Annotated in this window: 29 protein-coding genes; all 29 read right to left on the bottom strand. The window is 52.7% G+C overall.

Translation table 11 applies throughout. The features are described from left to right. Positions 1-26: 26 nt before the first annotated feature. The 29 genes from ispG to BA6348_RS13275 all read right to left on the bottom strand — a co-directional run bounded on the left by ispG (position 27) and on the right by BA6348_RS13275 (position 25,955). On the bottom strand, positions 27-1,109 hold the full coding sequence (gene ispG / locus BA6348_RS13415; RefSeq protein ID WP_005834181.1) for a flavodoxin-dependent (E)-4-hydroxy-3-methylbut-2-enyl-diphosphate synthase: 1,083 nt from the start codon (positions 1,107-1,109) through the stop codon (positions 27-29). A 50-nt stretch (positions 1,110-1,159) separates the two neighbouring features. Next, positions 1,160-2,431: an RIP metalloprotease RseP gene (gene rseP, locus BA6348_RS13410; RefSeq protein ID WP_122952491.1), complete on the bottom strand. Its 1,272-nt coding sequence runs from the start codon at positions 2,429-2,431 to the stop codon at positions 1,160-1,162. Between the two features lie 42 nt (positions 2,432-2,473). Further along, on the bottom strand, positions 2,474-3,622 hold the full coding sequence (locus tag BA6348_RS13405) for a 1-deoxy-D-xylulose-5-phosphate reductoisomerase (protein ID WP_005834185.1): 1,149 nt from the start codon (positions 3,620-3,622) through the stop codon (positions 2,474-2,476). Between the two features lie 39 nt (positions 3,623-3,661). After that, positions 3,662-4,447, bottom strand: a complete 786-nt coding sequence (locus tag BA6348_RS13400; RefSeq protein WP_007786826.1) for a phosphatidate cytidylyltransferase — start codon at positions 4,445-4,447, stop codon at positions 3,662-3,664. Between the two features lie 17 nt (positions 4,448-4,464). Next, positions 4,465-5,235 carry an undecaprenyl pyrophosphate synthase gene (locus tag BA6348_RS13395; RefSeq protein WP_005834189.1) on the bottom strand — a complete coding sequence of 257 codons (771 nt, stop codon included), beginning with the start codon at positions 5,233-5,235 and terminating at the stop codon, positions 4,465-4,467. 68 nt (positions 5,236-5,303) lie between these two features. Beyond that, positions 5,304-5,861, bottom strand: a complete 558-nt coding sequence (gene frr, locus BA6348_RS13390; RefSeq protein ID WP_122952492.1) for a ribosome recycling factor — start codon at positions 5,859-5,861, stop codon at positions 5,304-5,306. A 2-nt stretch (positions 5,862-5,863) separates the two neighbouring features. After that, positions 5,864-6,586, bottom strand: coding sequence for a UMP kinase (gene pyrH / locus BA6348_RS13385; protein ID WP_005834193.1), 723 nt, complete (start codon positions 6,584-6,586; stop codon positions 5,864-5,866). 157 nt (positions 6,587-6,743) lie between these two features. Then, on the bottom strand, positions 6,744-7,631 hold the full coding sequence (tsf, locus tag BA6348_RS13380; protein ID WP_005834195.1) for a translation elongation factor Ts: 888 nt from the start codon (positions 7,629-7,631) through the stop codon (positions 6,744-6,746). Between the two features lie 105 nt (positions 7,632-7,736). Next, positions 7,737-8,447, bottom strand: coding sequence for a 30S ribosomal protein S2 (gene rpsB / locus BA6348_RS13375; RefSeq protein ID WP_005834198.1), 711 nt, complete (start codon positions 8,445-8,447; stop codon positions 7,737-7,739). A gap of 197 nt (positions 8,448-8,644) precedes the next feature. After that, positions 8,645-9,301, bottom strand: a complete 657-nt coding sequence (locus BA6348_RS13370) for a hypothetical protein (RefSeq protein WP_007786821.1) — start codon at positions 9,299-9,301, stop codon at positions 8,645-8,647. Then, a complete protein-coding gene (locus BA6348_RS13365; RefSeq protein WP_025846099.1) occupies positions 9,294-9,812 on the bottom strand; it encodes a DUF6115 domain-containing protein in 519 nt (172 codons plus the stop codon). The genes BA6348_RS13370 and BA6348_RS13365 overlap by 8 nt, the downstream gene beginning before the upstream one ends. Positions 9,813-9,853: 41 nt before the next feature. Continuing rightward, positions 9,854-10,195 carry a hypothetical protein gene (locus BA6348_RS13360; protein WP_005834204.1) on the bottom strand — a complete coding sequence of 114 codons (342 nt, stop codon included), beginning with the start codon at positions 10,193-10,195 and terminating at the stop codon, positions 9,854-9,856. Between the two features lie 43 nt (positions 10,196-10,238). Continuing rightward, positions 10,239-11,654, bottom strand: coding sequence for a flagellar assembly protein A (locus BA6348_RS13355; RefSeq protein ID WP_005834206.1), 1,416 nt, complete (start codon positions 11,652-11,654; stop codon positions 10,239-10,241). Between the two features lie 35 nt (positions 11,655-11,689). Beyond that, a complete protein-coding gene (locus BA6348_RS13350; protein WP_005834208.1) occupies positions 11,690-12,478 on the bottom strand; it encodes a FliA/WhiG family RNA polymerase sigma factor in 789 nt (262 codons plus the stop codon). Between the two features lie 16 nt (positions 12,479-12,494). Further along, positions 12,495-12,884 (bottom strand): hypothetical protein, encoded by a 390-nt coding sequence (locus BA6348_RS13345; RefSeq protein ID WP_005834211.1) that lies wholly within the window; start codon positions 12,882-12,884, stop codon positions 12,495-12,497. A 2-nt stretch (positions 12,885-12,886) separates the two neighbouring features. Beyond that, on the bottom strand, positions 12,887-13,372 hold the full coding sequence (locus tag BA6348_RS13340) for a chemotaxis protein CheD (RefSeq protein WP_005834213.1): 486 nt from the start codon (positions 13,370-13,372) through the stop codon (positions 12,887-12,889). Beyond that, entirely contained in the window at positions 13,359-13,985 is a 627-nt protein-coding gene (locus tag BA6348_RS13335; RefSeq protein WP_005834215.1) for a chemotaxis protein CheC, read from the bottom strand. Before BA6348_RS13335 ends, BA6348_RS13340 begins: the two co-directional genes overlap by 14 nt. A gap of 5 nt (positions 13,986-13,990) precedes the next feature. Beyond that, positions 13,991-14,467, bottom strand: a complete 477-nt coding sequence (locus BA6348_RS13330) for a chemotaxis protein CheW (RefSeq protein ID WP_005834216.1) — start codon at positions 14,465-14,467, stop codon at positions 13,991-13,993. 16 nt (positions 14,468-14,483) lie between these two features. After that, positions 14,484-16,529 (bottom strand): chemotaxis protein CheA, encoded by a 2,046-nt coding sequence (locus BA6348_RS13325; protein ID WP_122952493.1) that lies wholly within the window; start codon positions 16,527-16,529, stop codon positions 14,484-14,486. A gap of 20 nt (positions 16,530-16,549) precedes the next feature. Then, positions 16,550-17,665 (bottom strand): protein-glutamate methylesterase/protein-glutamine glutaminase, encoded by a 1,116-nt coding sequence (locus tag BA6348_RS13320; protein WP_122952494.1) that lies wholly within the window; start codon positions 17,663-17,665, stop codon positions 16,550-16,552. A 31-nt stretch (positions 17,666-17,696) separates the two neighbouring features. After that, a complete protein-coding gene (locus BA6348_RS13315) occupies positions 17,697-18,563 on the bottom strand; it encodes a MinD/ParA family protein (protein WP_005834223.1) in 867 nt (288 codons plus the stop codon). Between the two features lie 5 nt (positions 18,564-18,568). Further along, positions 18,569-19,915, bottom strand: a complete 1,347-nt coding sequence (gene flhF / locus BA6348_RS13310; RefSeq protein ID WP_122952495.1) for a flagellar biosynthesis GTPase FlhF — start codon at positions 19,913-19,915, stop codon at positions 18,569-18,571. Continuing rightward, positions 19,912-21,954, bottom strand: coding sequence for a flagellar biosynthesis protein FlhA (gene flhA / locus BA6348_RS13305; protein WP_025846108.1), 2,043 nt, complete (start codon positions 21,952-21,954; stop codon positions 19,912-19,914). Before flhA ends, flhF begins: the two co-directional genes overlap by 4 nt. Positions 21,955-21,973: 19 nt before the next feature. Further along, a complete protein-coding gene (flhB, locus tag BA6348_RS13300; RefSeq protein WP_005834229.1) occupies positions 21,974-23,071 on the bottom strand; it encodes a flagellar biosynthesis protein FlhB in 1,098 nt (365 codons plus the stop codon). Further along, positions 23,068-23,850: a flagellar biosynthetic protein FliR gene (gene fliR / locus BA6348_RS13295; protein ID WP_007777786.1), complete on the bottom strand. Its 783-nt coding sequence runs from the start codon at positions 23,848-23,850 to the stop codon at positions 23,068-23,070. Before fliR ends, flhB begins: the two co-directional genes overlap by 4 nt. Before the next feature lie 3 nt (positions 23,851-23,853). Then, entirely contained in the window at positions 23,854-24,123 is a 270-nt protein-coding gene (gene fliQ / locus BA6348_RS13290) for a flagellar biosynthesis protein FliQ (protein WP_005834233.1), read from the bottom strand. A gap of 31 nt (positions 24,124-24,154) precedes the next feature. Next, the gene (fliP, locus tag BA6348_RS13285) at positions 24,155-24,916 is read right to left on the bottom strand and encodes a flagellar type III secretion system pore protein FliP (protein WP_005834235.1); all 762 of its coding nucleotides are present in this window, start codon (positions 24,914-24,916) and stop codon (positions 24,155-24,157) included. Continuing rightward, a complete protein-coding gene (locus tag BA6348_RS13280) occupies positions 24,913-25,560 on the bottom strand; it encodes a flagellar biosynthetic protein FliO (RefSeq protein ID WP_238500992.1) in 648 nt (215 codons plus the stop codon). Before BA6348_RS13280 ends, fliP begins: the two co-directional genes overlap by 4 nt. Positions 25,561-25,592: 32 nt before the next feature. Further along, the gene (locus BA6348_RS13275) at positions 25,593-25,955 is read right to left on the bottom strand and encodes a response regulator (RefSeq protein WP_005834238.1); all 363 of its coding nucleotides are present in this window, start codon (positions 25,953-25,955) and stop codon (positions 25,593-25,595) included. Positions 25,956-25,962 lie beyond the last annotated feature (7 nt).

Raw genomic sequence — 25,962 nt, 5'->3', positions numbered from 1 at the left:
TATGCCTCGTCAGCAATCAACGACGATCAGCCTACCTCGGTAGGTTTTTTCTCGTTGACCATTTCGTTAATTTCTTTCATCAGCTCTTCAAACAGTTCGTTTTCTTTCACTTTCCGAACAATGACACCATTGCGGAAAATCAGCCCTTCGCCGTTGCCGCCCGCAACGCCGACATCCGCTTCGCGCGCTTCGCCCGGCCCGTTTACGGCGCAGCCCATGACAGCTACTTTCAGCGGAACTTTCAAAGTGGAGATCGCGTCCTCAACCTTTGTCGCCAGTCCGATCAAGTCGATCGCACAACGGCCGCAGGACGGGCACGCGATGACGACCGGATCGTTGTTGACGATATCGAGGCTGCGCAAAATTTGCTTCGCCACCTTGATTTCCTCCACCGGGTCGGCCGTCAGCGATACGCGGATCGTGTCGCCGATACCCATCGACAGCACGGTCCCGATCCCGACGGAAGACTTGATCGCGCCGGAAAACTGCGTACCTGCCTCCGTCACCCCTACGTGCAGCGGGTAGTTGCGCTTTTGCGCCATCAGCGAATACGTTTGGATCATCGTCGGCACGTCGGAAGATTTCAGGGAGATGACGATATTATCGTAATTCAAGTCTTCCAAAATTTCCACGTGGTCTACTGCGCTCTCGACAATCGCTTCCGGCGAAGGATAGCCGTACTTCTCCAGCAGCCTTCTTTCCACGGAGCCGGAGTTTACCCCGATGCGGATCGGTACATTGCGCTCGCGGCAAGCTTCGACCACGCGTTTTGTTTTTTCCTTGGAACCGATGTTTCCGGGGTTGATCCGGATTTTGTCGATGCCGCTCTCAAGAGCGATCAGTGCCAGCCTGTGGTCGAAATGGATGTCCGCAACGAGCGGCAGCGGGGAACGCTCCTTGATTTTTTTGATGGCGCGGGCTGCGTCTTCATTGATGACGGCCAGGCGGACAATTTGGCAACCGGCATCATGAAGTCTTTGAATCTCGGCCAGTGTCTTCTCTACATCACGCGTGTCTGCTGTCGTCATCGATTGAATTACTACGCTTTTTTGGCCACCGATTTGCACGCCTCCCACAAAAACCGGTTTCGTCTCCTCGCGCTTGTACATTTTGCACCATCCTTTAATTTTGTCTGTTTTCTACTCATCATGATAGTACGTTATTGAAAGAACAACCGTTGCAGATCGTTCCAGGTTACAACCAAAATTAACAGCATCAAAAAGGCGAAGCCGAGAAAATGCACCATGCCTTCTTTGTGCGGATCAACCGGACGCCCGCGCAGCGCTTCTACCGCGAGAAATGCCAGTCGACCGCCGTCCAGGGCCGGAAGCGGCAGCAAATTGAACAGCCCCAGGTTGATCGAGAGGGCGGCTGCCCACTTCATCAAAATCGCCATGCCTTGCTGGGCGAACTCTCCGGTCATTTTGAAGATGCCCACCGGACCGCTCAGGTCGTTAAGCCCTACAGAGCCGGTAAAGAGCATCCCTAAGCTTTTCAAAATCATCGCCGTGAACTCATAAGTCGAGGAAGCGCCGTACTTCAACACTTCTCCCGGGGCATACGTCAATGGGTTCGTCACCATGATTTTGCCCACGTTATTTTCGTCTTTTGCGACCTTGACCAAAACCGAGTTGCGCTGTCCATTGCGCTCGTACTCAAACTTCATTTCTTTACCCGGCGACGTACTGATAATCTGGACGATTTCTTTCCAGGAAGCCACAGGCTGTCCCTGAATGGAAATAATTTTGTCCCCTTGCATCAAGCCCGCCTCGGCCGCCGGGCCGTTTGCTCTGACCTCGCCCAAATACGGGATGTCTTTTGGCACCCCATACAAAAGCCCGATCGCGATGAACAGGACAAACGCCAGCAGGAAGTTGGCAAAAGGCCCGGCAAAAATGGCCCAGAAGCGCTGCGAGATCGTCTTGCCTTTAAACTGCCTGTTCAAAGGCGCGATTTGCACCTCTTGTCCATCTTTAACCAGTTGCGCCTGGGGATGAACGGAAAACTGGCGCTCTTCCCCGCCCACATCCAGCACGATATGCAAATCTTTTTCCAAGTCAAAGCGAACAACCGTACCTGTAATCGCCCGAGGGGAAGCGCTCCCCGGTCCATCCAGCAAAAAATGGGTTACCTTTCCTAACGCATCCCGCTCCAGGCTTACTTCCATGTGCGGCTTCAACATATCCATCTCGGGGTCTTCGCCCGCCATGCGGACCATACCTCCAATAGGTAAGAGGCGAAGAGTGTATTCCGTTTCTCCCCCCTTCACGCGAAAAATTTTTGGCCCCATTCCCAGCGCAAATTCGCGGCACAGAATCCCTGCTTTTTTTGCCAAAAGAAAGTGTCCGAGCTCGTGCACGAAAACGAGCGCACCAAAAACGACGACGATCGCGAGAATTGATTCAACGGAATCCATGTTGGGAAAAGGCAAGTGAACAGCCACCTTTCGTTGGAGTGTCTAGATCCAGTTTTGTTATACGGACGCAAGCGCATGCGTGCGCGCCCACCGATCAGCTTCAAAAATCTCTTCCAGTTCAGGATTATGCACGCCCTTATGAGCCTCGCACGTCTGTCTGACGACCTTTTCGATGTCGAGGAAGGCAATCGCCCCCTTGAGGAAAAGATCGACAGCCACTTCATTGGCTGCATTCAGGACAGCGGTGTACGTGCCTCCCGCTTTCCCGCACTCATATGCCAATTGTAGCAGAGGATAGCGTTCAAAATCCATGGCAGCAAAATGAAGCGAGCCGATTTTGACCAGATCAAGAGGTTCCGTAGTCAGATTTTTTCTGCCGGGATAGCTCATGGCGTACTGGATCGGCACTTTCATATCCGGCGTGCCCAGTTGCGCCATCACGGCCCGGTCTTTGTATTCTACCATAGAGTGAATGATACTTTCATAATGCAGCACGCAGTCGATTTGTTCGTACGGCAAATCAAACAACCAGTGGGCCTCGATCACCTCGAAGCCTTTGTTCATCATCGTAGCCGAGTCAATGGTGATTTTTGCGCCCATGCTCCAGTTCGGGTGCGCCAATGCCTGCTCTTTTGTCACCTTCTGCAGCTCTTGGCGGCTCAAATGGCGAAAAGAACCGCCTGATGCCGTCAAAATGACCCGCGCCACATCTTCTGCCCGCTCTCCCTGCAGACATTGAAAAACAGCGGAATGCTCGCTGTCAACCGGGATGATCGCCACGCCCTTTTCCTTCGCCCGCTTCATCACGACGGGTCCTGCGCTCACCAGCGTTTCCTTGTTCGCAAGCCCGATCGTTTTTCCTGCCTCGATCGCCGCGAGTGTAGGAGCGACCCCTACACTGCCAACGACAGCGGTCATGACCATGCTGGCGGCTTCATGGCGGGCAACCAACTCAAGCCCTTCTGAACCGCAGACAATCTCGGGCTTGTATCCGCTCCCCAGTCGTTCGCGAAGCCGGGCAGCCGCCTGCTCGTTCCCCACCGAAACAAGCTCAGGCCGAAACGTTTCGACCTGCTGGGCGAGCAGCTCCACATTCGTCCCTGCTGCCATGGCGACGACAGAAAACTCTTCGGGATGCTGTTCCACGACTTCCAGCGTGCTTGTTCCAATCGAGCCGGTTGAACCCAAGAGCGCTATTTTTTTCACTGATTTCACCCTCTATATCTCTTCTATATGCACCAGGTTTCAGACGATACCTAGCAGATGCAAAACCGGAAAGACAAGCAAAAAACTGTCGAAACGATCCAGCACGCCGCCGTGTCCGGGAATGAGCTGTCCTGAATCTTTTACGTGAAAATGTCGTTTGAACGCCGACTCTACCAGGTCGCCCAACTGCCCGACGACACCGGCGACCAGCGCGATGACGAGCGCCTTGTCAAATGGCAAGCTGCCGAAGCTTGCATTGATGACGATGACGACCAAAATAGCCGCTGCCAAGCCGCCAAGCGCACCCTCGACCGTTTTGTTGGGACTGATTTCCGGCCACAGCTTGCGCTTGCCGATCGCTTTCCCGACAAAATAGGCCCCCGAATCCGTCGACCAGATCGCTGCGATCACCAGCGCGGTGAGCATCAGTCCGTCGGGGAGGTTGCGGGCTGCGGCCATGTATGTAAAACCGAAGCCTATGTATAACGCCCCCACCAGCGTAAGGGCGACGTGTTCAATGTGAAACTGATTTTTCCGCAAAACGGAGTAAATCAACAAAAGCAGGATGACAGGCAGCAACAGATCCGGCATACTGATGCGAAGCCATTCCGAAAACGCGAGCGACGGCCAGAGCAAGCTGACCACGAGCGCGTAGCCGAGTATTCCTGCCACATGGAATGGCTGAATGCCAGCCATCCGCATAAATTCAAAATGGCCTATGACGGCCAGCAAAAACACCAATAGTGAGTACCAGGCTCCACCTAGGTAGATAAAAAAGAGAAAAGCCGCTCCACCAATCAGGCCTGTTATGATTCGTTGCTTCAACTGATTCCACCTCTCGGCTATACCGCCCCGTAGCGACGAGCTCGGCCTTGGTATTCCACAATCGCTTGAAAAAAGTGTTCACGGGTAAAATCAGGCCAGAGCACATCCGTAAACCACAATTCTGTGTAAGCCAACTGCCAAAGCATAAAGTTACTCAAGCGAATTTCTCCACTGGTGCGAATCAAGAGGTCAGGGTCCGGAATGTCGCTTGTATAAAGATAACGGGAAATCGCTTCTTCATCCAGTTCTCCCGGATCGAGCTCCCCCGCTTTTACTTTCTGTGCCAACACGGAAAACGCTTTGACGATTTCGTCGCGACCTCCGTAATTCAAGGCAAAACACAATTGAAGACCTTGATTTCCTTGGGTGCGCTCCTCTGCTTCATGCAGAGCCTTCAACGTATGCGACGGCAGCTCTTCCTTGCTGCCGAGCATGCGGATGCGCACGTCGCGTTCGATCAATTCATCCAATTCTGTCGACAAAAATTCCTGCGGAAGCTTCATGAGAAAATCGACTTCGTCGCGTGGTCGCTTCCAGTTTTCTGTAGAAAAAGCGTACATGGTCATGTAACGCACGCCGATCTCGTCAGCAGCCTTTACGACTTCCTTTACCGTTTTCATGCCTGCTCGATGCCCGGCGACCCGGGGTAAATTGCGCATATTGGCCCAACGACCGTTGCCGTCCATAATCACCGCGACATGCTGCGGGATTTTTCCGGAACGATCCAACTCGGCTGGTACCGATTGTTTTTCCTTGCGGCTCCATTTGCGCGCCAGATGTTCTAACATAAAGTGTTCCCCCGTAATGAGAGATATAGACGTACATCCCCCTCAAATGAGGGGGATCGCCCTTAAAATTATACTTCCAAGATGTCTTTTTCTTTGTCCTTCACGATCTTGTCGACTTCTGCGATGAACTTGTCGGTCGTTTTTTGGATCGTTTCCTGATGGCGACGGGATTCATCCTCGGAAATGGTCGCAGCCTTTTCCAGCTTTTTGATCTCGTCATTCGCATCGCGGCGAATATTGCGGATGGCGACTTTCGCTTCCTCTCCGCCTTTTGACGCCAGCTTCACGAGCTCTTTGCGGCGCTCTTCGGTAAGCGGCGGGATGACCAGGCGGATGATAACCCCATCATTGGATGGAGAAATGCCCAGGTCAGACTGTTGCAGCGCACGGTCAATTTCTTTCAGCGCGGTTTTGTCCCACGGCTGGATCGTCAGCATGCGCGGCTCAGGAACGCTGATGTTCGCGAGCTGGCTGATCGGTGTTGGCGTACCGTAGTAGTCCACCATCACGCGGTCCAGCATCGCAGGGTTGGCACGGCCTGCACGGAGGCTGGACAAGTCTTTTTTCAAAGCGAGGATCGCTTTATTCATACGTTCTTCCATGTCTTTTAGCACTGTTTGTGGCATGATTATTCCCCCTTCACTAGAGTACCGATTTTATCGCCCATTACTGCCCGGCGAATATTGCCTTCTTCGGAAATGTTAAACACGATGAGTGGGATGCTGTTATCCATGCACAAGCTCGATGCGGTCGAATCCATAACACCCAGCCCTTTGTTGAGGACTTCCAGGAACGTCAGCTTGTCGTACTTTTGCGCATTCGGATCCAGGCTCGGGTCAGCGGAATAGACCCCATCGACCTTGTTTTTCGCCATCAAAATGACCTCTGCTTCGATTTCAGCAGCACGCAGGGCAGCCGTCGTATCTGTAGAAAAATAAGGGTTACCCGTTCCGGCAGCGAAAATGACCACGCGCATTTTCTCCAGGTGGCGAATGGCGCGTCGGCGTATGTATGGCTCCGCCACTTGTCGCATCTCAATCGAGGTTTGGACACGAGTCGGGACGTTCACTTTTTCCAACCCATCCTGCAAGGCGAGTGAGTTCATAATCGTGGCCAACATCCCCATGTAGTCAGCAGTAGCCCGATCCATTCCTTTGGAGCTTCCGGAAAGTCCGCGCCAGATGTTACCTCCACCGACGACTACGGCGACTTGTACTCCCAATTCTACGATTTCCTTGATCTGGTTCGCTACGGAGAAGATCACCTTCGGGTCGATTCCGTACCCGAGGTCCCCCGCCAGTGCTTCCCCACTCAACTTTAACACAACCCGTTTATAGGCAGGAAGTGGCATGTGAAACGGCCTCCATTCATGAATCATTCTCTGTGCCTCGTCTGCATTCCTTCTGAAAAGCTTCGGACACATTGCTTTTTACGTGCAGGAGAGTTTCACATGTCGTGAAACTCTCGCTTTGAAAATAGGGAACACGAAGGTGTTCCCTATACCTTTATTACTGCTTATTCACTTGAGCCATTACTTCGGCTGCGAAGTCTTCTTGCTTCTTCTCGATCCCTTCGCCTACTTGGAAGCGAGCGAATTCTTTCAAGGAAGCGCCTGCTTCTTTCAACAGAGCAGATACTTTCTTGTCTGGGTCTTTTACGAATGGTTGCTCAACCAGTACGTATTCTTCGAAGAATTTGGAGAGGCGGCCTTCCACCATTTTCTCTACGATGTTAGCAGGCTTGCCTTCAGCCAGTGCTTGGTTTTTCAGAACTTCGCGCTCGCGATCGATTTCGTCTTGGGAAACCTCTTCACGGTTAGCGAAACGAGGGTTGGAAGCAGCAGCGTGCATACCCAGGTCTCTCGCCAATGTTTCGTTTTGCGTGCCTTCGAGTGTTACCAGCACGCCGATTTTACCACCCATGTGCAGGTAAGTACCGAATATGCCGTTGTCGGATTTCTCGGATACAGCGAAACGACGGAAGGAGATGTTTTCTCCGATAGTCGCGATTTTTTCGTTGATAACTTGTGCCAGAGTGTCGCCAGCACCTTTGAACGGTTGCTCCAGCGCTTCCTCTACAGTTGCAGGGCGTTGGGATACAACGTGCTCAGCGATGTCTTTCACGAGTGTTTGGAACTCAGGGTTTTTCGCAACGAAGTCTGTTTCGCAGTTTACTTCCACAACTGCTGCTACGTTACCAGCAACCGCTGTAGCTGTCAAACCTTCTGCTGCGATACGGCCGGATTTTTTCGCCGCTTTTGCGATACCGCGCTCGCGGAGCAGGTCAATCGCTTTTTCCATGTCGCCCGCTGTTTCTTCCAGCGCGCGTTTGCAATCCATCATACCTGCGCCTGTACGCTCGCGCAGTTCTTTAACCGCTTGTGCACTAATTGCCATTGAGTGAAACCTCCTTGGAAAGTTACAATCTACAAATGCCTTTTGAAGAAAAAAAAGGATGGACGGGGGCTCTGACACCCTCAGTCCACCCTTTTACACACTTGCTTACGCAGTTGTTGTGGCTTGTTGCTCTGTTCCTTGGTTGCCTTCCAAGAGAGCGTCTGCCATTTTTGCAGTGAGCAGTTTCACAGCGCGAATTGCGTCATCGTTACCTGGGATCACGTAGTCGATCTCATCTGGATCGCAGTTAGTATCTACGATTGCAACGATTGGGATACCCAATTTGCGAGCTTCTGCTACAGCGATGCGCTCTTTACGAGGATCGATGACAAACAGAGCGTCTGGCAATTTATCCATGTGAGCGATACCGCCGAGGAATTTTTCCAGGCGATCCATTTCTTTGCGCAGAACGATAACTTCTTTCTTAGGCAATACTTCGAAAGTACCATCGTTTTCCATGCGTTTCAGCTCAGCGAGGCGAGCTGTACGTTTTTTGATGGTTGTGAAGTTTGTCAGGGTACCACCCAACCAGCGTTGGTTGATGTAGTAGTGACCTGTACGTTCAGCTTCTTCTTTTACGGATTCTTGTGCTTGTTTCTTCGTACCAACGAAGAGCACTTTTCCGCCGTCTTGAGCGAGTTCACGTACGAAGTTGTACGCTTCCTCAACTTTTTTCACGGTTTTTTGCAGGTCGATAATGTAGATTCCGTTACGTTCGGTGAAGATATAGCGAGCCATTTTCGGGTTCCAACGACGAGTTTGGTGACCGAAGTGTACACCAGCCTCGAGCAGTTGTTTCATCGAAATTACTGCCATATTTCACACCTCCTTCAAAAAGTGGTTTTTTTGATGCCTACCTCCGCCTCACCGCATGTTCCAAGCAATTCTGCCAAAGTGGCAGCACCATTGCCGGAATTGGTGGACGTGCGATTTCAACACCGTAAATGAATATATCATATGGGTGTTTCAATTGCAACAAACGAATTCCATTATTTTTGCAAAAAAATACCGCCTTATTTTTTCGGCGGCGTGGTGATGAGCTTGGCAATCTCCGCCTCCGAGACAGGCACCGAAACCTGATACGTCCCTACCCGGATGCGGTTCAGCTTGTCCATGGAGCGCAACTCTTCCACAAACTTGTTGTTTTTAGGCAATATCCCTTCCTTGACGAGCGTCGCGGCAACTCCCTCCGCCGTCGCTTTGTACGGCACTGTAAAGGAGACGGTTTTCTTCGCTGCGGGAGACGCGACAGCAGGCGGCTGTGGAGCGGCAGTTGCGGCTGGTGCTGTCGCCGGCGTGGTGCTCTGGCTCGCCGTCTCAGCGGCAGGAGCAGGCTGTGCGGCACTCTCCACGCTTGGCGGTGTCGCTTCGCTCGTCACTGGCGCTTTCGGCTGGACTGTCGCCGGGGGCTTCGTCTGCTGCACTTCAGGCGCTGCCGGCGCCTTCGGGGCGCTCGGTGCAGGCTGGACGTTGACCTTTTTTTCTTCCTGCCATTGCTTGTATTCCTCTGGCGTGAGTACGACCATTTGCAATTCGGTCGCCGCCTGCTTGATTTCTTCCTCGGTAAGTGCTGCCGGTGGCGCTTCGCTTTTCGGTGCGACCAGACCGATGATCGAAGCAGCCACGAGCAAGCCTGCGCCAAATCCGAATAACAGCTCGCGTTTACGCATCGGCAAAACCTCGCTCGTTCCTTTGCGCCAGCGCGAAAATGAGGTCGATTTCCCCGCGGCCTGCGCCCAGCCGCTTGGCGATCTCGTCAGGAGAGAGCCCTTCCCGGCTCAACTCGAACACGCGCCGATAGCGCTCGCGCAAAGCCAGCATATCGACATCCTCCGCCGCAGGTTGCGCGCCATTCGCTTGCCCCTGCTCGGCGGAGGCGGCCACTTGCGCATGGGCAGCTCTTTCGTTCCATTGCTGCTCCAGTTGCTCGACCCGCTTTTTCAACAGATCGATTTCGTGAAGCAAATCAGCCCTTGTTTCTTGCCATTCGGCAGAAAGAAGGGCGGTTTCCTGCTTGAACTGCTTGCTTAACCGTTGCAGGCTTTTTTCAGTTTCTGCCTTGTCTGTCAGTCGCTGTGTCGGTATGGCGGCAGCATCATCCGGCGTCTTTCTTTGCAGGAAAAAAGCAAGCAGCATGATGATGATTCCCGCTCCAATCAAGATGAGATACACTTGGTCCATGTTGGCCACCTTTGCTTCTGGCTTGTCTTACTTTGTTCCTTTTATAAGGAAATATCAATAAAGCGCCCGCGCATGGGATCTCGCATGGAGACAGAGGAAGGGGAGCTGTGCTCTTTTGCTGCGGCATTCTTTGCTTCGGCAGATGCGCTGTGCGCTGGGTCCTCCTGCTTCTGCTGCTGTCCCTGCTCCCTCTCGCGAATCTGATTTTTTTGCGTTTCATCGACGTTCGCCGGACGCTGGCGCATGTGCGCGTCCAAATCTTTGCGCTGATCGATCATCGACTGTGTTTCATGCATGGACCGTTGTAGCTGGTGCTCCTGAATCCGGCTGACCTCTAACGTGCGTGGCAGCGCCACTTGCAATTCAACCGCTTTCAAACTCATACAGCTCAACTCCCTTCCTCGCCTGCGGAATCAAACTCGGCTTTTAGATGAGGGTTGCGGTACTGATTTCCCCATCGAGGACGATAAAGCGCGTCCGGGCGTACTCATGCTTGATAAAATGCACGAGCTTGCCGAATGTCAGCTTGATCCCCGGATACATAACTTGGTACACCTCTACGGCGGCGGGGCCTTCGCCTTTTAGCTCGATTTCCAGCTCCTTTTTCCGGGCTTCAAGCTCCTTGCATTCCTTTTCCAAAACCAGTCGCGTATTGGTCAGCTTGATTTGCATGATCCGCTTTTCGGTTGTAAGCTCCTTGCCTGAGTGCAAAATTTGATTGAGCACACCCAGGCCCTGATCCGTTTTGCGTAAATTTTCATACACATTCTGCAAATCTTTTTGAATGTTGGCCAGTTCCTGGCGCAGTTCCGGCTTCACGCCTACCTCCAAAACGGTAGGGGTTGCGCTGTTGTTGCCGAACACCCGGGCGGCAATTTTTTCTCCCGCCTGCAGGACGCCCCCGATAATAATGCCTTTCGGGCCTTTGCAAATGATTTGCTTTCCTGCCCGCACGGTGGAAAACATGATGCTCTGCGACACGATCACCTGATGGCCCGCCGTCACATTCGCATTTTGGATAAACGACGTGCGGATGTCCTTCCCTGCGACGATCATGCCTTTGTCCTGCGCCACGATGCCGCTTTTAATCTCAATCGACCCGTCCGCGTACAGTTCGGCTCCTTCCACGCTTCCCAACACGCGGATATCGCCAGATGCCTTGACCCGAAATCCGTTCAATACGTTCCCGCGAATGACCACCGTTCCCACAAAGTCAATGTTGCCTACACCAAAATCGACATCCCCGTTCACTTCAAAAACGGGAAAGACGTTCAGTTTGTCCTGGTCGGTAAAGGAAACTTGTCCATCAATGGCAGCGTAAAGCATCGTACGCTCCTGGTTGTGCACGACATTTTTGCCGGGCTTGATGTTGATTTCCTTGCCTGCTTTGGGAGCGATGGGCTCTCCGGTAACTGCTGTCCCCGGGGTTCCAGGGGTAGCTGGAATTTTGCGGGCTAAGAGCTGTCCTTTTACTACATTCGGTATGCTGGTTATATTATAAAAATCGACTCGGCCATCTTCCAGTTCTTTTGGCCCTTCCTCATCGGAAACAGTTGCCAAATACGGATACTCGATAAAAGCATCGGTTCCGTCAACTGGAGCGACTCCGCGCGCAATCGTGACGCGGGCGTTTGCATACTTCGCAGGGATTGCACACAGCTCCTGCACAACTTCTTCGAGGATGCCCGCCTTCACTTTGCTCGTTTGCAGCGCGTTGTAGACGTCCGATTCCTTGAGCACGATGCTTTCGAGGTCTTCTTCCCCGACTTTCAGAAAGATTTCTGCCTCTAGTTTATCTGCTGAGATTTTTACCTCTAGTCTATAATTCCCGATCCCTTCCATACATTCTACCCCTCTCAAGCTTGGGTACATTACGTTTACATCAATTGCGACTTCCATCTCGACAAGGCGGAACGAAGCCGGAAAAGAGCCTTCGAATGAAGCTGGGAGATCCGTGAAGGTGACAAGCTCATGATTTCAGCGATTTCGGACAGCGTCATCTCCTCGAAGTAAAACAGGGAGACGACGAGTCTTTCCTTCTCTGGAAGCTTGTCGATTACACCTACTAGCACTTCTTTCAAGCTGCCGACTTCTGCTACCGTTTCCGGTCGCGGAGTCAGCTCGTCCACGATGTAGGAATGTCTTGCGGTCTTCTGCTCGTCCTCTTCCCCTACTGCCTCGTCAATGGAAACCATGCTGGCCAAAGAGGTTTCCAGAAACACCTGCTGCAGATCTTTTTCGCTTATTCCGAGATATTCGGAAACTTCCTGATCGGTTGGCATTCGCAGCATTTTCTGCTCCAAGGTGGTGTACGCTTCTTCGATTTTTTTGGCCTTGTCCCGAACGGTGCGAGGGATCCAGTCATTTTCACGCAGGCCGTCAATCATGGCTCCGCGAATGCGCCACATAGCATATGTCTCGAATTGCAGTCCCCGCGTATGATCGAATTTGGCCAAAGCGTCCAGCAACCCAAATCGTCCGTAGCTGATTAAGTCATCCTTGTCCACGTTAGCCGGCAAATTGATGGCCAGCCGATTTGCCACCTTGTCCACCAGCGGCAAAAACTTGGTGATGAGATCAACTTCCGCTTCGCGACTGCCCTCTTGCTTCCACATGACCCATTTATCGAACTCTTTTGCTTTTTCTTGACTGGTTAGCCGTGCCACGAATAGTCACCAACCTTTACTCATCTGTTAAGCGCCTAACGACCTCTGCAACGGTGGCTGGATCCTCAGTAGGAGGTACCGCCTCCAGCTTGGTGAAGGAGAGCGGAGAAAATGCTTCCTCTGCCGCCGTCTCACCCGTTTGTTCTGTCGGCTTCGCCTCTGTCCCGCCTTCAGCCAGAGGAGCGGTTGACTCCTCTGGTCCTTCTGCTGTCACGGACTGGCCTGGTGTCTCGGTGACGAGAGCCAGAACAAAGCGGATCGGAAAAGCGGCAAGGAAGAATATCACCAGAGCAATGACGGCCCGCTCCAGAGAGACAAGCCAGACATTACTCGCAAGTGCCGTGCAAAATGTGATGACAAAAGCGAGCAACCCCATGCCTGCATTTATCCAAATGGTTCCCAACATTCTTATACTTCCTTCACACCTTGATTTACCGTACGGATTTGAAGAACCCCACTGGTGGCATCCATCTCTATTGTCCGACCGCAGTTTCCCCCTGTATCTTCTGCCACGATTCTAATGTGAGCTTCCTTCAAAGCCTGTTTGCAAGCCTCGACATTTCTAGGCCCAATCCGCATGGTGTCGCTGCTTCCGAGAAAGGCAAACATCTGTGCTCCACCCGCGATTTTGGCGACGATATTCCGGGTTTGGGCACCTGCTTTTTCCATCAACTCGATCAGATGGGGAATCGCTGTATCGGCGTACTTCCCGATCGTCACCTCCCCGCTTTTGGCCAGCGAAGACTCCGGAAGCATAACGTGTGCCATCCCTGCAATTTTATGGATATGATCGTAGAGGACAACCCCTACGCAAGAACCCAGACCTGTGGTTCGTAGCTTGCTCGGTGGCTTTGCCACACCGAGGTCGGCCATACCTATCTTAATAATCTCCATCGAACGGAACCCCTAATGAACGAAATAGAATAGGAAGCGATTCAGGATCAGGGATAAGGAAAAAGTTCCCTTTGACTTTTTCATTGCCTTCAAAAAAAGCTGTGTCAATCGTGAGGGCAAAGTCACCCGCTTGACCCAACGCTATTAATCCGTAGCTGAGAATCGCTCCAGCCATATCCACAGCGAGCGCAGGTACAGAAGGCTGCAGGTTGAGCTGTGTGAAATCTGCCAGTGAGGAGAGATAGGACCCAGTCAAAATATTGCCGATCTCGTGAAGAGCCGAAATTTCCAGCTCTTCCCAATCATAAACATCCTTGTTGATCCCCGTAATTTGTTCCAGCAGATGTCTCGCAGAGTCCAGGTCGAGAATGAAAAACATGTTTCCTGGACAATCGCCTTCAACTCGTAAAAAGACGGTAACGACAACCGCTTCCGCGCCACCGACACAATCCGCCACTTCGTCAAACGGTATGATGCTGACCTGAGGCACTTTCATGTCGATCTCTTTTTGCATCAGCTTGGAGAGAGCCGTTGCAGCATGTCCTGCACCGATGTTCCCGATTTCCCGCAGCACATCAAATTGGAAATCCCCAAACTTTGTGAAATAGGCCATCTTTCTTACCCCTCAATTGAGTCCAGTTGTTTGATTTCCTCTGTGCTCAATACTTTATCGAGATTCAACAAAATCAACAGTCGTTTGTCCAGCTTCGCTACTCCGCGCAGATAAGCGGCTTCAACCCCGCCTACAACTTCTGGCGGCGGCTCAATCGCATTGACCGGGATGTCGATGACATCGTTGGCAGCATCCACAATCAAGCCGACTTCCAGTTCGCCTACCGCGACGATGATGATGCGGGTCGATTCGGAATAGAGGCTTTCCTCCAGCCCGAACCGGTTGCGAAGGTCAATGATCGGGGTGACTACTCCGCGCAGGTTGATAACTCCTTTGACGAACTGGGGCGTGCGTGGAACACGGGTGATGTGCTCCAGCTTTTCGATCGATTTTACTTGATTGACTTCTACCCCGTACTCTTCGTCCTTCAACCGAAACACAATCACTTTGACTTCGCTTACGATTTCTTTTTGATCGAGCATGTGGCTGCCCCTCCCTCTACTTAATCAGTGCGTTGCAATCAATGATGAGAGCGACTTGGCCGTCTCCCAGGATCGTTGCACCCGAAATGGCAAAGACGTTGACCAGGTACTTGCCAAGTGATTTGAGGACGATTTCCTGCTGGCCGATAAAGGAATCGACCACAAGGCCGGCCATTTTTTCCCCTTTGCGGACGATGACAACCGCTACTTCATCGTCTTTGTCCGCCCCGTTGTCCGGCACCTGGAAAATGTCCTGCAAGGAAACGAGCGGAACAACGCGTCCCCTGAAGTCGATCACCTTTTGGCGATGAGCCATCATGATCTGGTCTTTCTTGAACACAGCCGTTTCAATAATCGAGGAAAGCGGCACCGCGTACTTCTCGTCTTTTACCTGCACAAGCATCGCAGAAATGATCGAGAGCGTCAGCGGGAGCTGGATCAGGAAAGTCGTTCCTTGTCCGCGAACAGATTCGACACCGACGCTGCCGCCGAGCGATTCGATCTTGGATTTGACGACATCCAGCCCTACGCCGCGGCCGGAAATATCCGAGACCACTTCAGCGGTACTAAAACCCGCTGCGAACAACAGTTCGTGAATTTGCTTATCCGACATGCTATCTGCGTTGGCCGGATTCACAATGCCCCGTTCAATCGCTTTTTTCAGCACTTTTTCCTTGTTGATGCCTGCGCCGTCGTCTTTCACTTCGATAAAGACGTGGTTGCCGCTGTGGAACGCGCGCAGTACGATCGTTCCTTCTTCCGGCTTTCCGGCCATTTTCCGATCTGCCGGCGATTCGATCCCGTGGTCGAGCGAGTTGCGCAACAAGTGGTTGAGCGGGTCCCCGATCTCGTCGATGACGGTGCGATCCAGCTCTGTCTCCGCCCCGATGATTTCCAGATTCACTTTTTTATGTAGCTCCTTCTGCAAATCGCGAATCATGCGCGGGAAGCGATTGAAGACTTGCTCGACGGGAACCATGCGCATCGTCAGGATGATGTTTTGCAAATCTCCGCTGATGCGGCTCATATGCTCCACCGTTTCCTGCAGCTCGCTTTTGCCGATCTCGCGAGCCAACTGCTCCAGACGTCCGCGGTCGATTACCAGCTCGCTGAACAGGTTCATCAAAATGTCCAGGCGGTCGATGTCGACGCGGATCGTTTTGCCGCCAGCGGTCGCTTTCTTGGCAGCGGCTGCCTGGGCATTGTCCGGCGCTTTTTTCTCCACAGGTGCGGCTGCTTCCGTCACTACAGGAGTTGGTGGCGCTTCTTTTTTCAATTGAATCGGATCAATCGCAACGTCCTGTATCTCCGAAATGTTGAGAATCGTGCTGCGGACTTTTTCCGCAGACTGCATGGTGACGTAGGCGATCTCGAAAGATCGCTCGAAGCACTCGTTTTCGATATCCTCGACCGACGGCTTCGTCTTGATGACTTCCCCCATCGATTCCAACTGGTCGAACACCATGTAGGCGCGCGCCGCTTTCAGCAGGCAGTTCTCATTCAGCGTGACCTTGATCCACATCACGTTGTTGCCGAGCTCCTTGGACTGCTTCAGCACCATCAGCGCGTAGTCGTCCAGGTCGTGGTCCTCGGCAGGCGTGCCTTCCGCTTGCGCCGCCTCGACTGCTTCCTCTTCCGCTACGGCTGTCGCAGCCGCCGCCACTTCCTGTTCGGCGGAATAATCGCCGGAGACAATCGCCCTCAGCTTTTTCACCGGACCCGATACGTCGGCCGAGCCGTCTCCGCCTTCTGTAATATCGATCACCATGCTTTCGATCAGATCCACGCTTTGAAAGATGACATCCATGATGTCACTGGTGATCGTCAGCTTCTGGTTGCGAATCAGATCGAGCACGTTTTCCGCTTCGTGCGTCAGGCTGGCCATATCTTCGAAGCCCATGGTCGCCGACATCCCTTTCAAGGTGTGCGCCGAACGAAAAATTTCCTTGACGTGCGCAATGTTTCCCGGATCACTTTCCAACAGCAACAAATTGGCGTTGATTGCTTGCAGGTGTTCTTTTGACTCCTCAATAAACATGTCCAAATACTGATTCATATCCATCGGTGATCCACCTCCCAAAATCAGTGCAAGAGCTTGCACAACAGCTCTGGAATTTTTTCTAATGGGGCCACATGATCTGCCAGTCCTGCCTGGATCGCCGCTCGTGGCATCCCGAATACGACACAACTCGACTCGTCTTCGATAATACTGGTAACAGGTCCAAGCTCCTTCATCTGCTTTAGACCTTTGGTCCCATCATTTCCCATGCCTGTCATGATAATTGCCCATTTGTCTACATTTGTCAATCGACTGGCGGATTCAAAAAGGACGTCGACAGAAGGTCTGTGACCTCCCCGCGGCTCTTGCTGGTGCAGGTGGGCCTGCAGCTTTCCATTCGCCTGGTGCACCTCAAAGTGATACCCGCCTGGTGCAATATAGGCTGTGCCCGGCTCAAGCCATTCCCCGTCCGTTACTTCCGTCACACGTATGTGGCATAGGGAGTCGAGCCTTTGCGCCAGCGATTTCGTAAAACCAGCCGGCATGTGCTGCACAATCGCGATCGGTGCCGGGAAGCCAGCCGGGATTGCGGTCAGGACGTTTTGCAGCGCCTTGGGGCCGCCTGTCGACGTTCCCAGCACGACCAGTCTTGCTTTTCCGCTGCTTTGCAGTCGCGGCAAAGCGTTCAGGACAGGCGGCTGTGCCGTTCGCACCGGAGCGGTGGCAGAAGCCGGACTTGGCCGCATTGGCTCTGGCGCGGCAGGTCTGCTCGGTCGCAGCGTCCGGCGCATGTGGCCTTTCGCTACCACCGCCGCTTTGACCCGCTCGATCAGCCGATCCGCGACTTTGTGAATATCGAGTGAAATCGGGCCAGACGGCTTCGTAATAAAGTCAAAGGCACCCAGTTCCAAAGCCTGAATCGTCGCCTCTGCTCCCTCGCGTGTCAGGCTGCTCAGCATAACCACTGGCACCGGACAGTCTGCCATGAGCTTTTCCAATGCTTCCAGGCCGTTCATGATCGGCATCTCGATGTCCAGTGTGAGGACATCCGGACTGAGTTGTTTGCACTTTTCGATACATTCGAGTCCATTCTTTGCTCGATCAATCACTTCAATCTCGGGATCGCCTGATAAAATGTCGCTAATAACTTTACGCATGAATGCAGAATCATCTGTGACCAGAACTCGAATTTTGCTCAATCGAATGTCACTCCCTTCCTACCTGTTTGCCTTATCGTATGAAGTGTTTCAGCCTCGCAAGAAAACCTTTCAGCCCGCTCGTCATTGCATCTGCATCGGCTGGAGTCTCCAAATACCGGGCTACCAGATTCCGAATGCTTTTTGCGGCTTGCGATTGCGGATATGTAAGTAGAAAAGGACGCTGTTGCTTCACAGCCTTTGATACGTGAGGATCGTCAGAAACATGTCCAAGCGACTGGATGTCCATGTCCAGAAACCGCTTGGCGACCATCGCCAGCTTGTCGGCCGTCATCTTGCCTTCTCTCTCCGAGGAGACGCGATTGATGACCAGGCGGATGACAACCGCAGGGTTGCGGGCGTGGAGCATTTTAATCACGGCGTAAGCGTCCGTAATCGCGGGCGGCTCCGGCGTTGTCACCAGGATGACTTCATCCGACGAGAGCATGAAGCGCAACGACTCCTTCGACAAACCCGCTCCCGTATCAAAAATGATCGTATCCGCATAGCCCTGCAACGGATTCAGGCGGGAAAACAGCCGATCCAGCTTCGGCTCGTCCAGTTGCATGATCTGGGTAAATCCAGACCCGCCCGCAATAAATTCCAGTCCCCCGGGCCCTCGCTCAATGATTTCCCAAACATCAGTGTCCGGCTCAAGCAAGTGGAACAGGTGCTTCTTCGGCGTAATCCCCATCAACACATCGAGGTTGGCAAGGCCGAGATCGACGTCGAACAAGACTGCTTTATGGCCCCGTTCGAGCAATCCAAGCCCAAAATTCAAGCTGAAATTGGACTTGCCAACCCCGCCTTTTCCACTGGTCACGGTCACCAGCCGGGTCGTTTTTTCTCTTGCGCCGGATTGCTGCATGCGCACGCGAAGTTGTTCTGCTTGGTCTCTCATCTAAGTCAATCTCCCATAATCATCGTCGCCGCAAGCTCTGGTGAGGCTGCCACGATATCGTCTGGCACGTTTTGTCCCGTCGTGAAGTAAGAGAGGGCAAGCTTGCTCTCATAGCAAATGTTCAAGATCGAGCCGTAGCTGTTCGTCTCGTCTGCCTTGGTGAAAATGACCTGCTTGGCAGGGACCTCCGCAAAGTTTTCCACGATGGTTTTCATGTCGTTGTACTTCGAGCCGAGACTCAGCACGAGGTAATTCACGCTGTTCTTCCCATGCTCGACCAGCTCGCGAATCCCTTGCACGTATTCATCGTTGCGGAAATTGCGGCCAGCCGTGTCGACAAAAATGAGATCGCAGTCGCTGAGACGCTCCATAGCCGGGGCCATTTCTTTCGGAGAAAACACAACCTCCAGCGGCACATTCAAGATGTTGGCGTACGTCTTCAACTGCTCCACGGCTGCCATCCGGTACGTATCTGCGGTAATAAACCCGATCCGGCGCTTTTCCTTCAGCATGCTGCTGGCTGCCAGCTTGGCGATCGTGGTCGTCTTGCCTACGCCCGTAGGCCCGAAAAAGAAGGCGAACTGGACATTTCGCGGGATGCCTGCTGACTTCGGTGCGTAGGGCGCAAGCATCGACGCAATGATCTTGCGCGTCTCGCGAAAAGCCGTTTCCTCGCTCCATCCGCCCTGAGGTTGCGCCTGCTCCATCAGCTTGCGGATGATTTCCGCCGTCACCTCTTCCGCCGTCTCCTGCCTGACCAGCCGGCTGCGTACTTCCTGCACGGCGGGCGGCAGTTGCTGGCTGAGATCGTTGACCAACAGCTTCTGGAACATTTGCCGCATGTCGCGGACTTCGTTCGCGAGGGCATCGTGCGTCGTGCTGCTGGGAGCTGCCGCGCTTTCCTTTGCCTGCTCGGCGGGAGCTTCTTTGACCGCAACTTCCCTCTGCCGGCTGGCCGGCTGTGCCGCCTCCGTGCGCGTCGCCACAGCAGCCGGGGCAGATGCCGGATTGTCCGGCGTCCTTGGCTCGCTTCGTTGCGGCATCGCTCGCTCAGCGGCTTCTTTTGCCTGGTTGGCTCTGCGATAAGCTTGCTGAGCCGTGTAGGTACCCGTCTGCCCAGTGGAGAAAACGTCCTTCGACCGATGCTCATCCGCGACCGGAGCACTCTCGCGTTCCGTTGCCTTTTCATCGACAGCAGCGATTACTTCGATTTTCTGTTTGCCAAACATACCGAACAATCCGCCTGTCTTGATCGATTTGGAGTTCAGGATGACTGCGTCTATTCCCAGATCGAGCCTGATTTTTTCCATCGCCTCTGGCATCGAATCGACAATGTAACGTTTTACCCTCACGAAATGTTCACCATCCCTACGCTTTGCACTTCAACATTTGGCTCTAGCTCGCTGTACGACAATACAGGAATATCAGGCATCATTCGCTCCACCAACTGACGCAGGTACATGCGAATGGCCGGTGACGAGAGGATGATCGGCTGCTGGCCGGAGTTAATCATTTTGCTCACTTCCGCCGACATGCTTTGGAAGATCCGTTGCGACGTCTCTGGGTCCATCGCCAGGTAGCTTCCCTGCTCAGACTGTTCCACCCGCTCGGAGATTGCTTTTTCCAAGCCGGCGCCTGCTGTCAGCACCCGCAAAGGCTGTCCGGGCTCTGTAAACTGCAGCGTAATCTGTCTGGACATCGCCTGTCTTACGTACTCGGTCAGCACTTCCGGGTCTTTTGTAAACATGGCGTGGTCCGCCAACGCTTCGAGAATGACTTGCAGATTGCGAACCGACACTTTTTCACGCAACAGCTTCTGCAGTACTTTTTGCACATCGCCAATCGACAAAAGTCCTGGAATGAGCTCGTCCACCAGTACCGGGGCCACTTCTCGCACGTTGTCGATAAGCGCCCGCGTTTCTTGTCGGCCGAGCAGCTCATGCGCGTGGCGCTTGACCACTTCTGTGAGATGCGTCGCTACGACAGACGGCGGATCGACTACCGTGTAGCCAGACAGCTCGGCAATCTCCTTATTTTCTTCTGTTACCCATAATGCAGGCAATCCAAACGCAGGCTCTACTGTTTCGATCCCGACAATGGAATCATCGTCAATTCCAGGGCTCATGGCGAGGTAGTGATCGAGCAGAATTTCCCCTTTGGCGACCTGGTTGCCTTTGATTTTTATCATGTATTCGTTTGGCCGCAACTGAATATTGTCGCGGATGCGGATGACGGGAACGACGATCCCCATTTCCAGCGCGATCTGTCTGCGAATCATGATGACGCGATCCAGCAGGTCCCCGCCTTGCTTTACGTCAGCGAGCGGAATCAGGCCGTAGCCAAATTCGAACTCGATCGGGTCCACTTGCAAAAGGTTGACCACGCTTTCCGGACTGCGCACTTCTTCGATTTGCTGCTCCTCCACCTTGTCTGCCGATTCCTGAATCTCGATCTTCTGCTTCTTGTCCATCCGCCACGCTGCGTAACCCATGATCCCGGACACCGGCAAAACAGGCAGCAGCCCGATTGGGGTGAACAGGCCAAGCAGCAGCATGCAGCCAGCTACGATGTACAAAAGGCGCGGAAAGGAGAACATTTGCCGGGCGATGTCGTCGCCCAGCCCTTCCCCGGAGGTGGAGCGAGTGACGATGATCCCGGCTGCGGTCGAGATGAGCAGCGCAGGAATCTGGCTGACGAGTGCATCCCCGACCGACATGGTGGTAAAACGGGAAGCAGATTCTTGAAAGCTGAAGCCATGAACAAGCATCCCGATGATGAATCCGCCGATGATGTTCACAATAAAGATGATAATTCCTGCGATGGCGTCCCCTTTGACGAATTTGCTGGCACCATCCATGGCCCCGTAAAAGTCTGCCTCATTTTCGATCTTTTTTCTCCGTACACGCGCTTCTGCTTCTGTAATCATCCCTGCATTCAAGTCCGCGTCGATACTCATTTGCTTCCCTGGCATCGCGTCGAGCGTAAAGCGTGCGGCTACTTCTGCGACACGCTCGGAGCCTTTTGTAATGACGATGAACTGAATGACGATCAGAATCAGAAACACGACGAATCCGACTACCTGGTTCCCACCGACGACAAAGCTGCCAAACGTCTCGATCACTTGTCCGCCTTCCCCATGCGACAAAATGTTCCGCGTCGTGGACACGTTCAAAGCGAGCCGAAACAACGTCGTAATCAAAAGCACTGTCGGAAAAATGGAGAACTCCAGCGTTTCTTTTGTGTACATCGACACAAGCAAAATGGTCAACGCAAGGGAGATATTCAAAATGAGCAGCAAATCAAGAAGCCCAGAAGGGAGTGGGATTACCATCATGACAACAATGCTTATCACAAATAGAATCGTACCAATTTCCTTGAATCGAAATCCCACCGTTCATCCTCCTTCCTCGTTATTTCACTTTCCCTTGCAGCTTGTAGACGTACGCGAGGACTTCCGCGACCGCTTTAAACATCTCTTCGGGAATTTGTTGTCCAATTTCAACCTGACTATAGAGAGCCCGGGCCAGGGGCTTGTTTTCCATCGTAACAATCCGGTGCTTCTTGGCCACCTCTCTGATTTTCAGCGCCAGGTAATCCTGGCCTTTTGCCACTACCGTAGGGGCGCTCATTGCACTGGCATCGTAGCGGATTGCGACGGCAAAGTGGGTCGGGTTCGTAATGATGACGTCCGCTTTCGGCAGCTCTTGCATCATCCGACGCAGCGCCATGCTCCGCTGCCTCTCGCGAATTTTCCCTTTGATTAGCGGGTCCCCTTCCGCCTGCTTGTGCTCGTCTTTAATGTCCTGTTTGGACATCCGCAAATTCTTTTCATGTTCATACCGTTGATAGGCGTAATCCATAATCGCCAGAATGAACAGCAGCAAACCGATGTAAATTCCGAGTTTGGTTACTTCAGTTCCTGTAAAAGACAGGACGCTCCCCAGCGAGAGCAAGGAAAGCTGGGTGACTTGTTCTTTTGCACTCCATAAAATGACGTAAGCCACATACATGCAAGCACTGATTTTCAATAGCGATTTCAGCAATTCGACGAGGGAGCGCATGGAGAAAATGCGTTTGGCTCCTTTGATCGGGTCCAGCTTCTCCAGCTTCATCTGCAGCGGCTCCGTACTAATCATCCAGCCCACCTGCATGTAATTGACGGCGAAGGCGACCAGAAAGGCCAGCCCCAGTACAGGGCCCACGATTTTCAGCGCCTCGAAGGCCATCGACATGACGATGACTTTCAGATTCTCTTCGTTCAACTGCCAGCTCGTAAACGTGATAAGCGCTTCTCGCATCAGGTTCTGGAACGTACTGAGCATGGAAGGCCCGAGCATCATCAGCAAAAAAAAGAACGAAGTCAATACGATGGAAGGAGAGAGATCCTGGCTTTTCGCCACCTGCCCCTTTTTTCGGGCATCCTCCTTTTTCTTGGGAGTCGCCTTCTCCGTTTTTTCGCCGCTAAAAAACTGCAGGTCTACGGGGTAAAGGAACCTCATCTGCGTCATGGTGATCCTCCGAGCGATTTCATCATTTCTGCGAGTGCCCGGAACATGTTGTCAAACAGTCCGTTTAACGTCAGTAAAAAGGCGGGCATGACAACGATCAAGAGCAGAAAGCTGGCAAGCAGTTTGATCGGCAAGCCGACCACAAAAATATTAAACTGCGGGACAGATTTGGCGATAATACCAAGAGAGAGGTCTACCAAAAACAGCGCGACCACGATTGGCGCCGCCATCAAAAACGCGCTCAAAAACATGTTCTGAAACACTTTGACCGCTGTCATCATCGCGCTTTCACTGCCAAAAGCGGCCCACATGCGATCCACCGGAATCGCCTGGTAGCTGCTCATGATCCCGCGCAGCAGCATGTGATGTCCATTGATGCTAAAAAAATACAAAATCGCCAAGATATTCTTGAAGTTCCCCGTCACAGGGATGTAGGCGCCCGTTTTCGGGTCGATCACGTTCGCCATGGCCAGGCCCATTTGCATGTCCATCAGCCCTCCGGCAACCTGGACAGCGACAAACATCAGCTCGCAAATATAGCCGAGAATCAAGCCTACGAGCGCTTCCTTTATCACAAAGAGCATAAACGTCAAATCCAGCGGAATCTGTCCTTGCACCGGCAACGCTTGAAAGCTAATCAAGGCGACGATGAAGGCCAAGCCGATTTTGAACTGGGCAGGCACGCCCCTGATCGCGAAAAAGGGAGCCACTACAAAAAAGGCGCTCATTCTGACAAACACCAGCAAGAAAACAGGCAAATACGTGAGATAAAGGCTCATACGCTATCCGACAAAACGATGCAGGTTTCCGAAGATCCCCATCGTAAAATCTAGCATGACGCGCAGCATCCACGGTCCTACCGCCAAAATGATAATAAACACGGCGACGATCTTCGGAATGAATGCGAGCGTCTGCTCCTGAATTTGCGTGGTTGCCTGAAAAACGCTGACCATCAACCCGACCAGTAAGGCGATCCCGAGCGCGGGCGCCGAAACCAGCAGGATGGTGTAAACAGAGCTTTGGGCAATTTGCATCAGTAATTCCTGTGTCATGCTCTAACCTCCTGGTCCCTTCGGAATGTCGCTAAAAACTGGTCAAAAGGGATTTCACTACTAAGTACCAGCCGTCTACCATAATGAACAGCAAAATTTTGAACGGCAGCGAAATCATGACCGGCGGCAGCATCATCATCCCCATCCCCATCAAAATGCTGGAGATAATCATGTCGATGACCAGAAACGGGATGAAGATCATAAAGCCGATCTGAAAGGCCGTTTTCAGCTCGCTGATCGCATAGGCAGGTACGAGAACAGTAAGCGGAATATCCTGAATCGTCTTCGGTCGCTCCGCTTTCGTAAATTCCAAAAACAGCGCCAAATCTTTTTCGCGCGTCTGCTTGGCCATAAATTCCTTGAACGGAATGACCGCCGCATCGAATGCCTGCTGCTGCGTCAGCTTGCCCTGCATAAATGGTTGCACGGCCGTTTCATTCACTTTGCCCAAAGTCGGGGCCATGATGAAAAACGTCAGAAACAAAGCGAGCGCCACCAGCACCTGGTTGGGCGGCATTTGCTGGGTCGCCAAGGCATTTCGCACAAACGACAAGACAATGACAATTCGCGTAAAACTCGTCATCAACAACAAGATAGCTGGTGCCACTGAGAGCACAGTCAAGATCAGCAACAACTGAATCGCTGAGGATGTCTCCTGTGGTGTCCCAGTGCCGCCGCCGATTTGCAAGTCAATGCTCGGAATTAGCGGTGTTCCTCCTGGCGCGGCTGCCGCCATCTCCGGTACCGCGAGCACTGCGGCAACAAGCACAAGCACCTGTAAAAAATATTTCATTTTCGGTCCCCTCTGTCGGAAACTTCCTCTTTGTCCCACAAGTCGGAGTTGAGTGGTCGATTTTTCACGTTGTCCCACTGCCCTTTCAAAAGCTCCTGAAAGGTTTTTCCGTCCACATCCGAAGAAAACAGCAACTCTTCGTCAGCCTGCTTCTTTTTGCCGAATGGCAGCCAGTTCAGCGATAACGGGTTTTTGATCGGTGCGATTTCCGCATCGGCCAAGATCAGGTCCACCTCTTCCCCCGGTTCGATGCGGCGAAGCAGTTGGACATTCTCTCCCACTCCCACAATGTACAAGGACTCTCCGATCATGACCACCTGCAGCGTCTTCCCGTTGCCAAGGGCTGCCGCACTGATAATTTTGATCGGTCCTTGGCTTTGCCCGACTTGGCGTCGCCCGAGAAAACGGAGCAGGAAAAAGATAAGAACAGCGATAAAGCCGAGTGAAAAAATGACTTGCACCAAATAACCGATCATGCTGCCTGTTCCGCTGCCCGGAATGGCCGCCGGCTGTTCGCCGCCGGCGGGCGCATTGCTCTTGTCTGTATTCCCTTGGTTGTACGCATCGGCTACAGTACCTTCCGCATGGACGGCAATGGGCAGGGCGGAGACAAACAGCACGAGGATCAGACTGAAGATCCACAAAAGCCTCGTCCCTGCATTCCGGATCTTCATCATTAGCTCAAAGTCTTTTTGATCGCTTCCAGCACGCGATCTGCCTGGAATGGTTTTACGATGAAATCTTTCGCGCCCGCCTGAATCGCATCAATAACCATGGCCTGTTGTCCCATCGCGGAGCACATGATGACGCGTGCGTTCGGATCGAGCTTTTTGATTTCTTTCAGAGCAGAAATGCCATCCATTTCCGGCATGGTAATGTCCATTGTCACCAAATCTGGTCCCAATTCCTTGTACTTCTCAACCGCCTGTGCTCCATCGCTTGCTTCCCCTACGACGCTGTAGCCGTTTTTGGACAAAATCTCCTTAATCATCATACGCATGAATGCTGCATCATCAACGATCAATACTTTGTTTGACATGAATAGA

Origin of the sequence: Brevibacillus agri (genome assembly GCF_004117055.1) — a bacterium.
GTDB classification, from domain to species: Bacteria; Bacillota; Bacilli; order Brevibacillales; family Brevibacillaceae; genus Brevibacillus; species Brevibacillus agri.
Note: the sequence above shows the minus strand (reverse complement) of the source record. Positions and strands in the feature narration are given on the sequence as shown.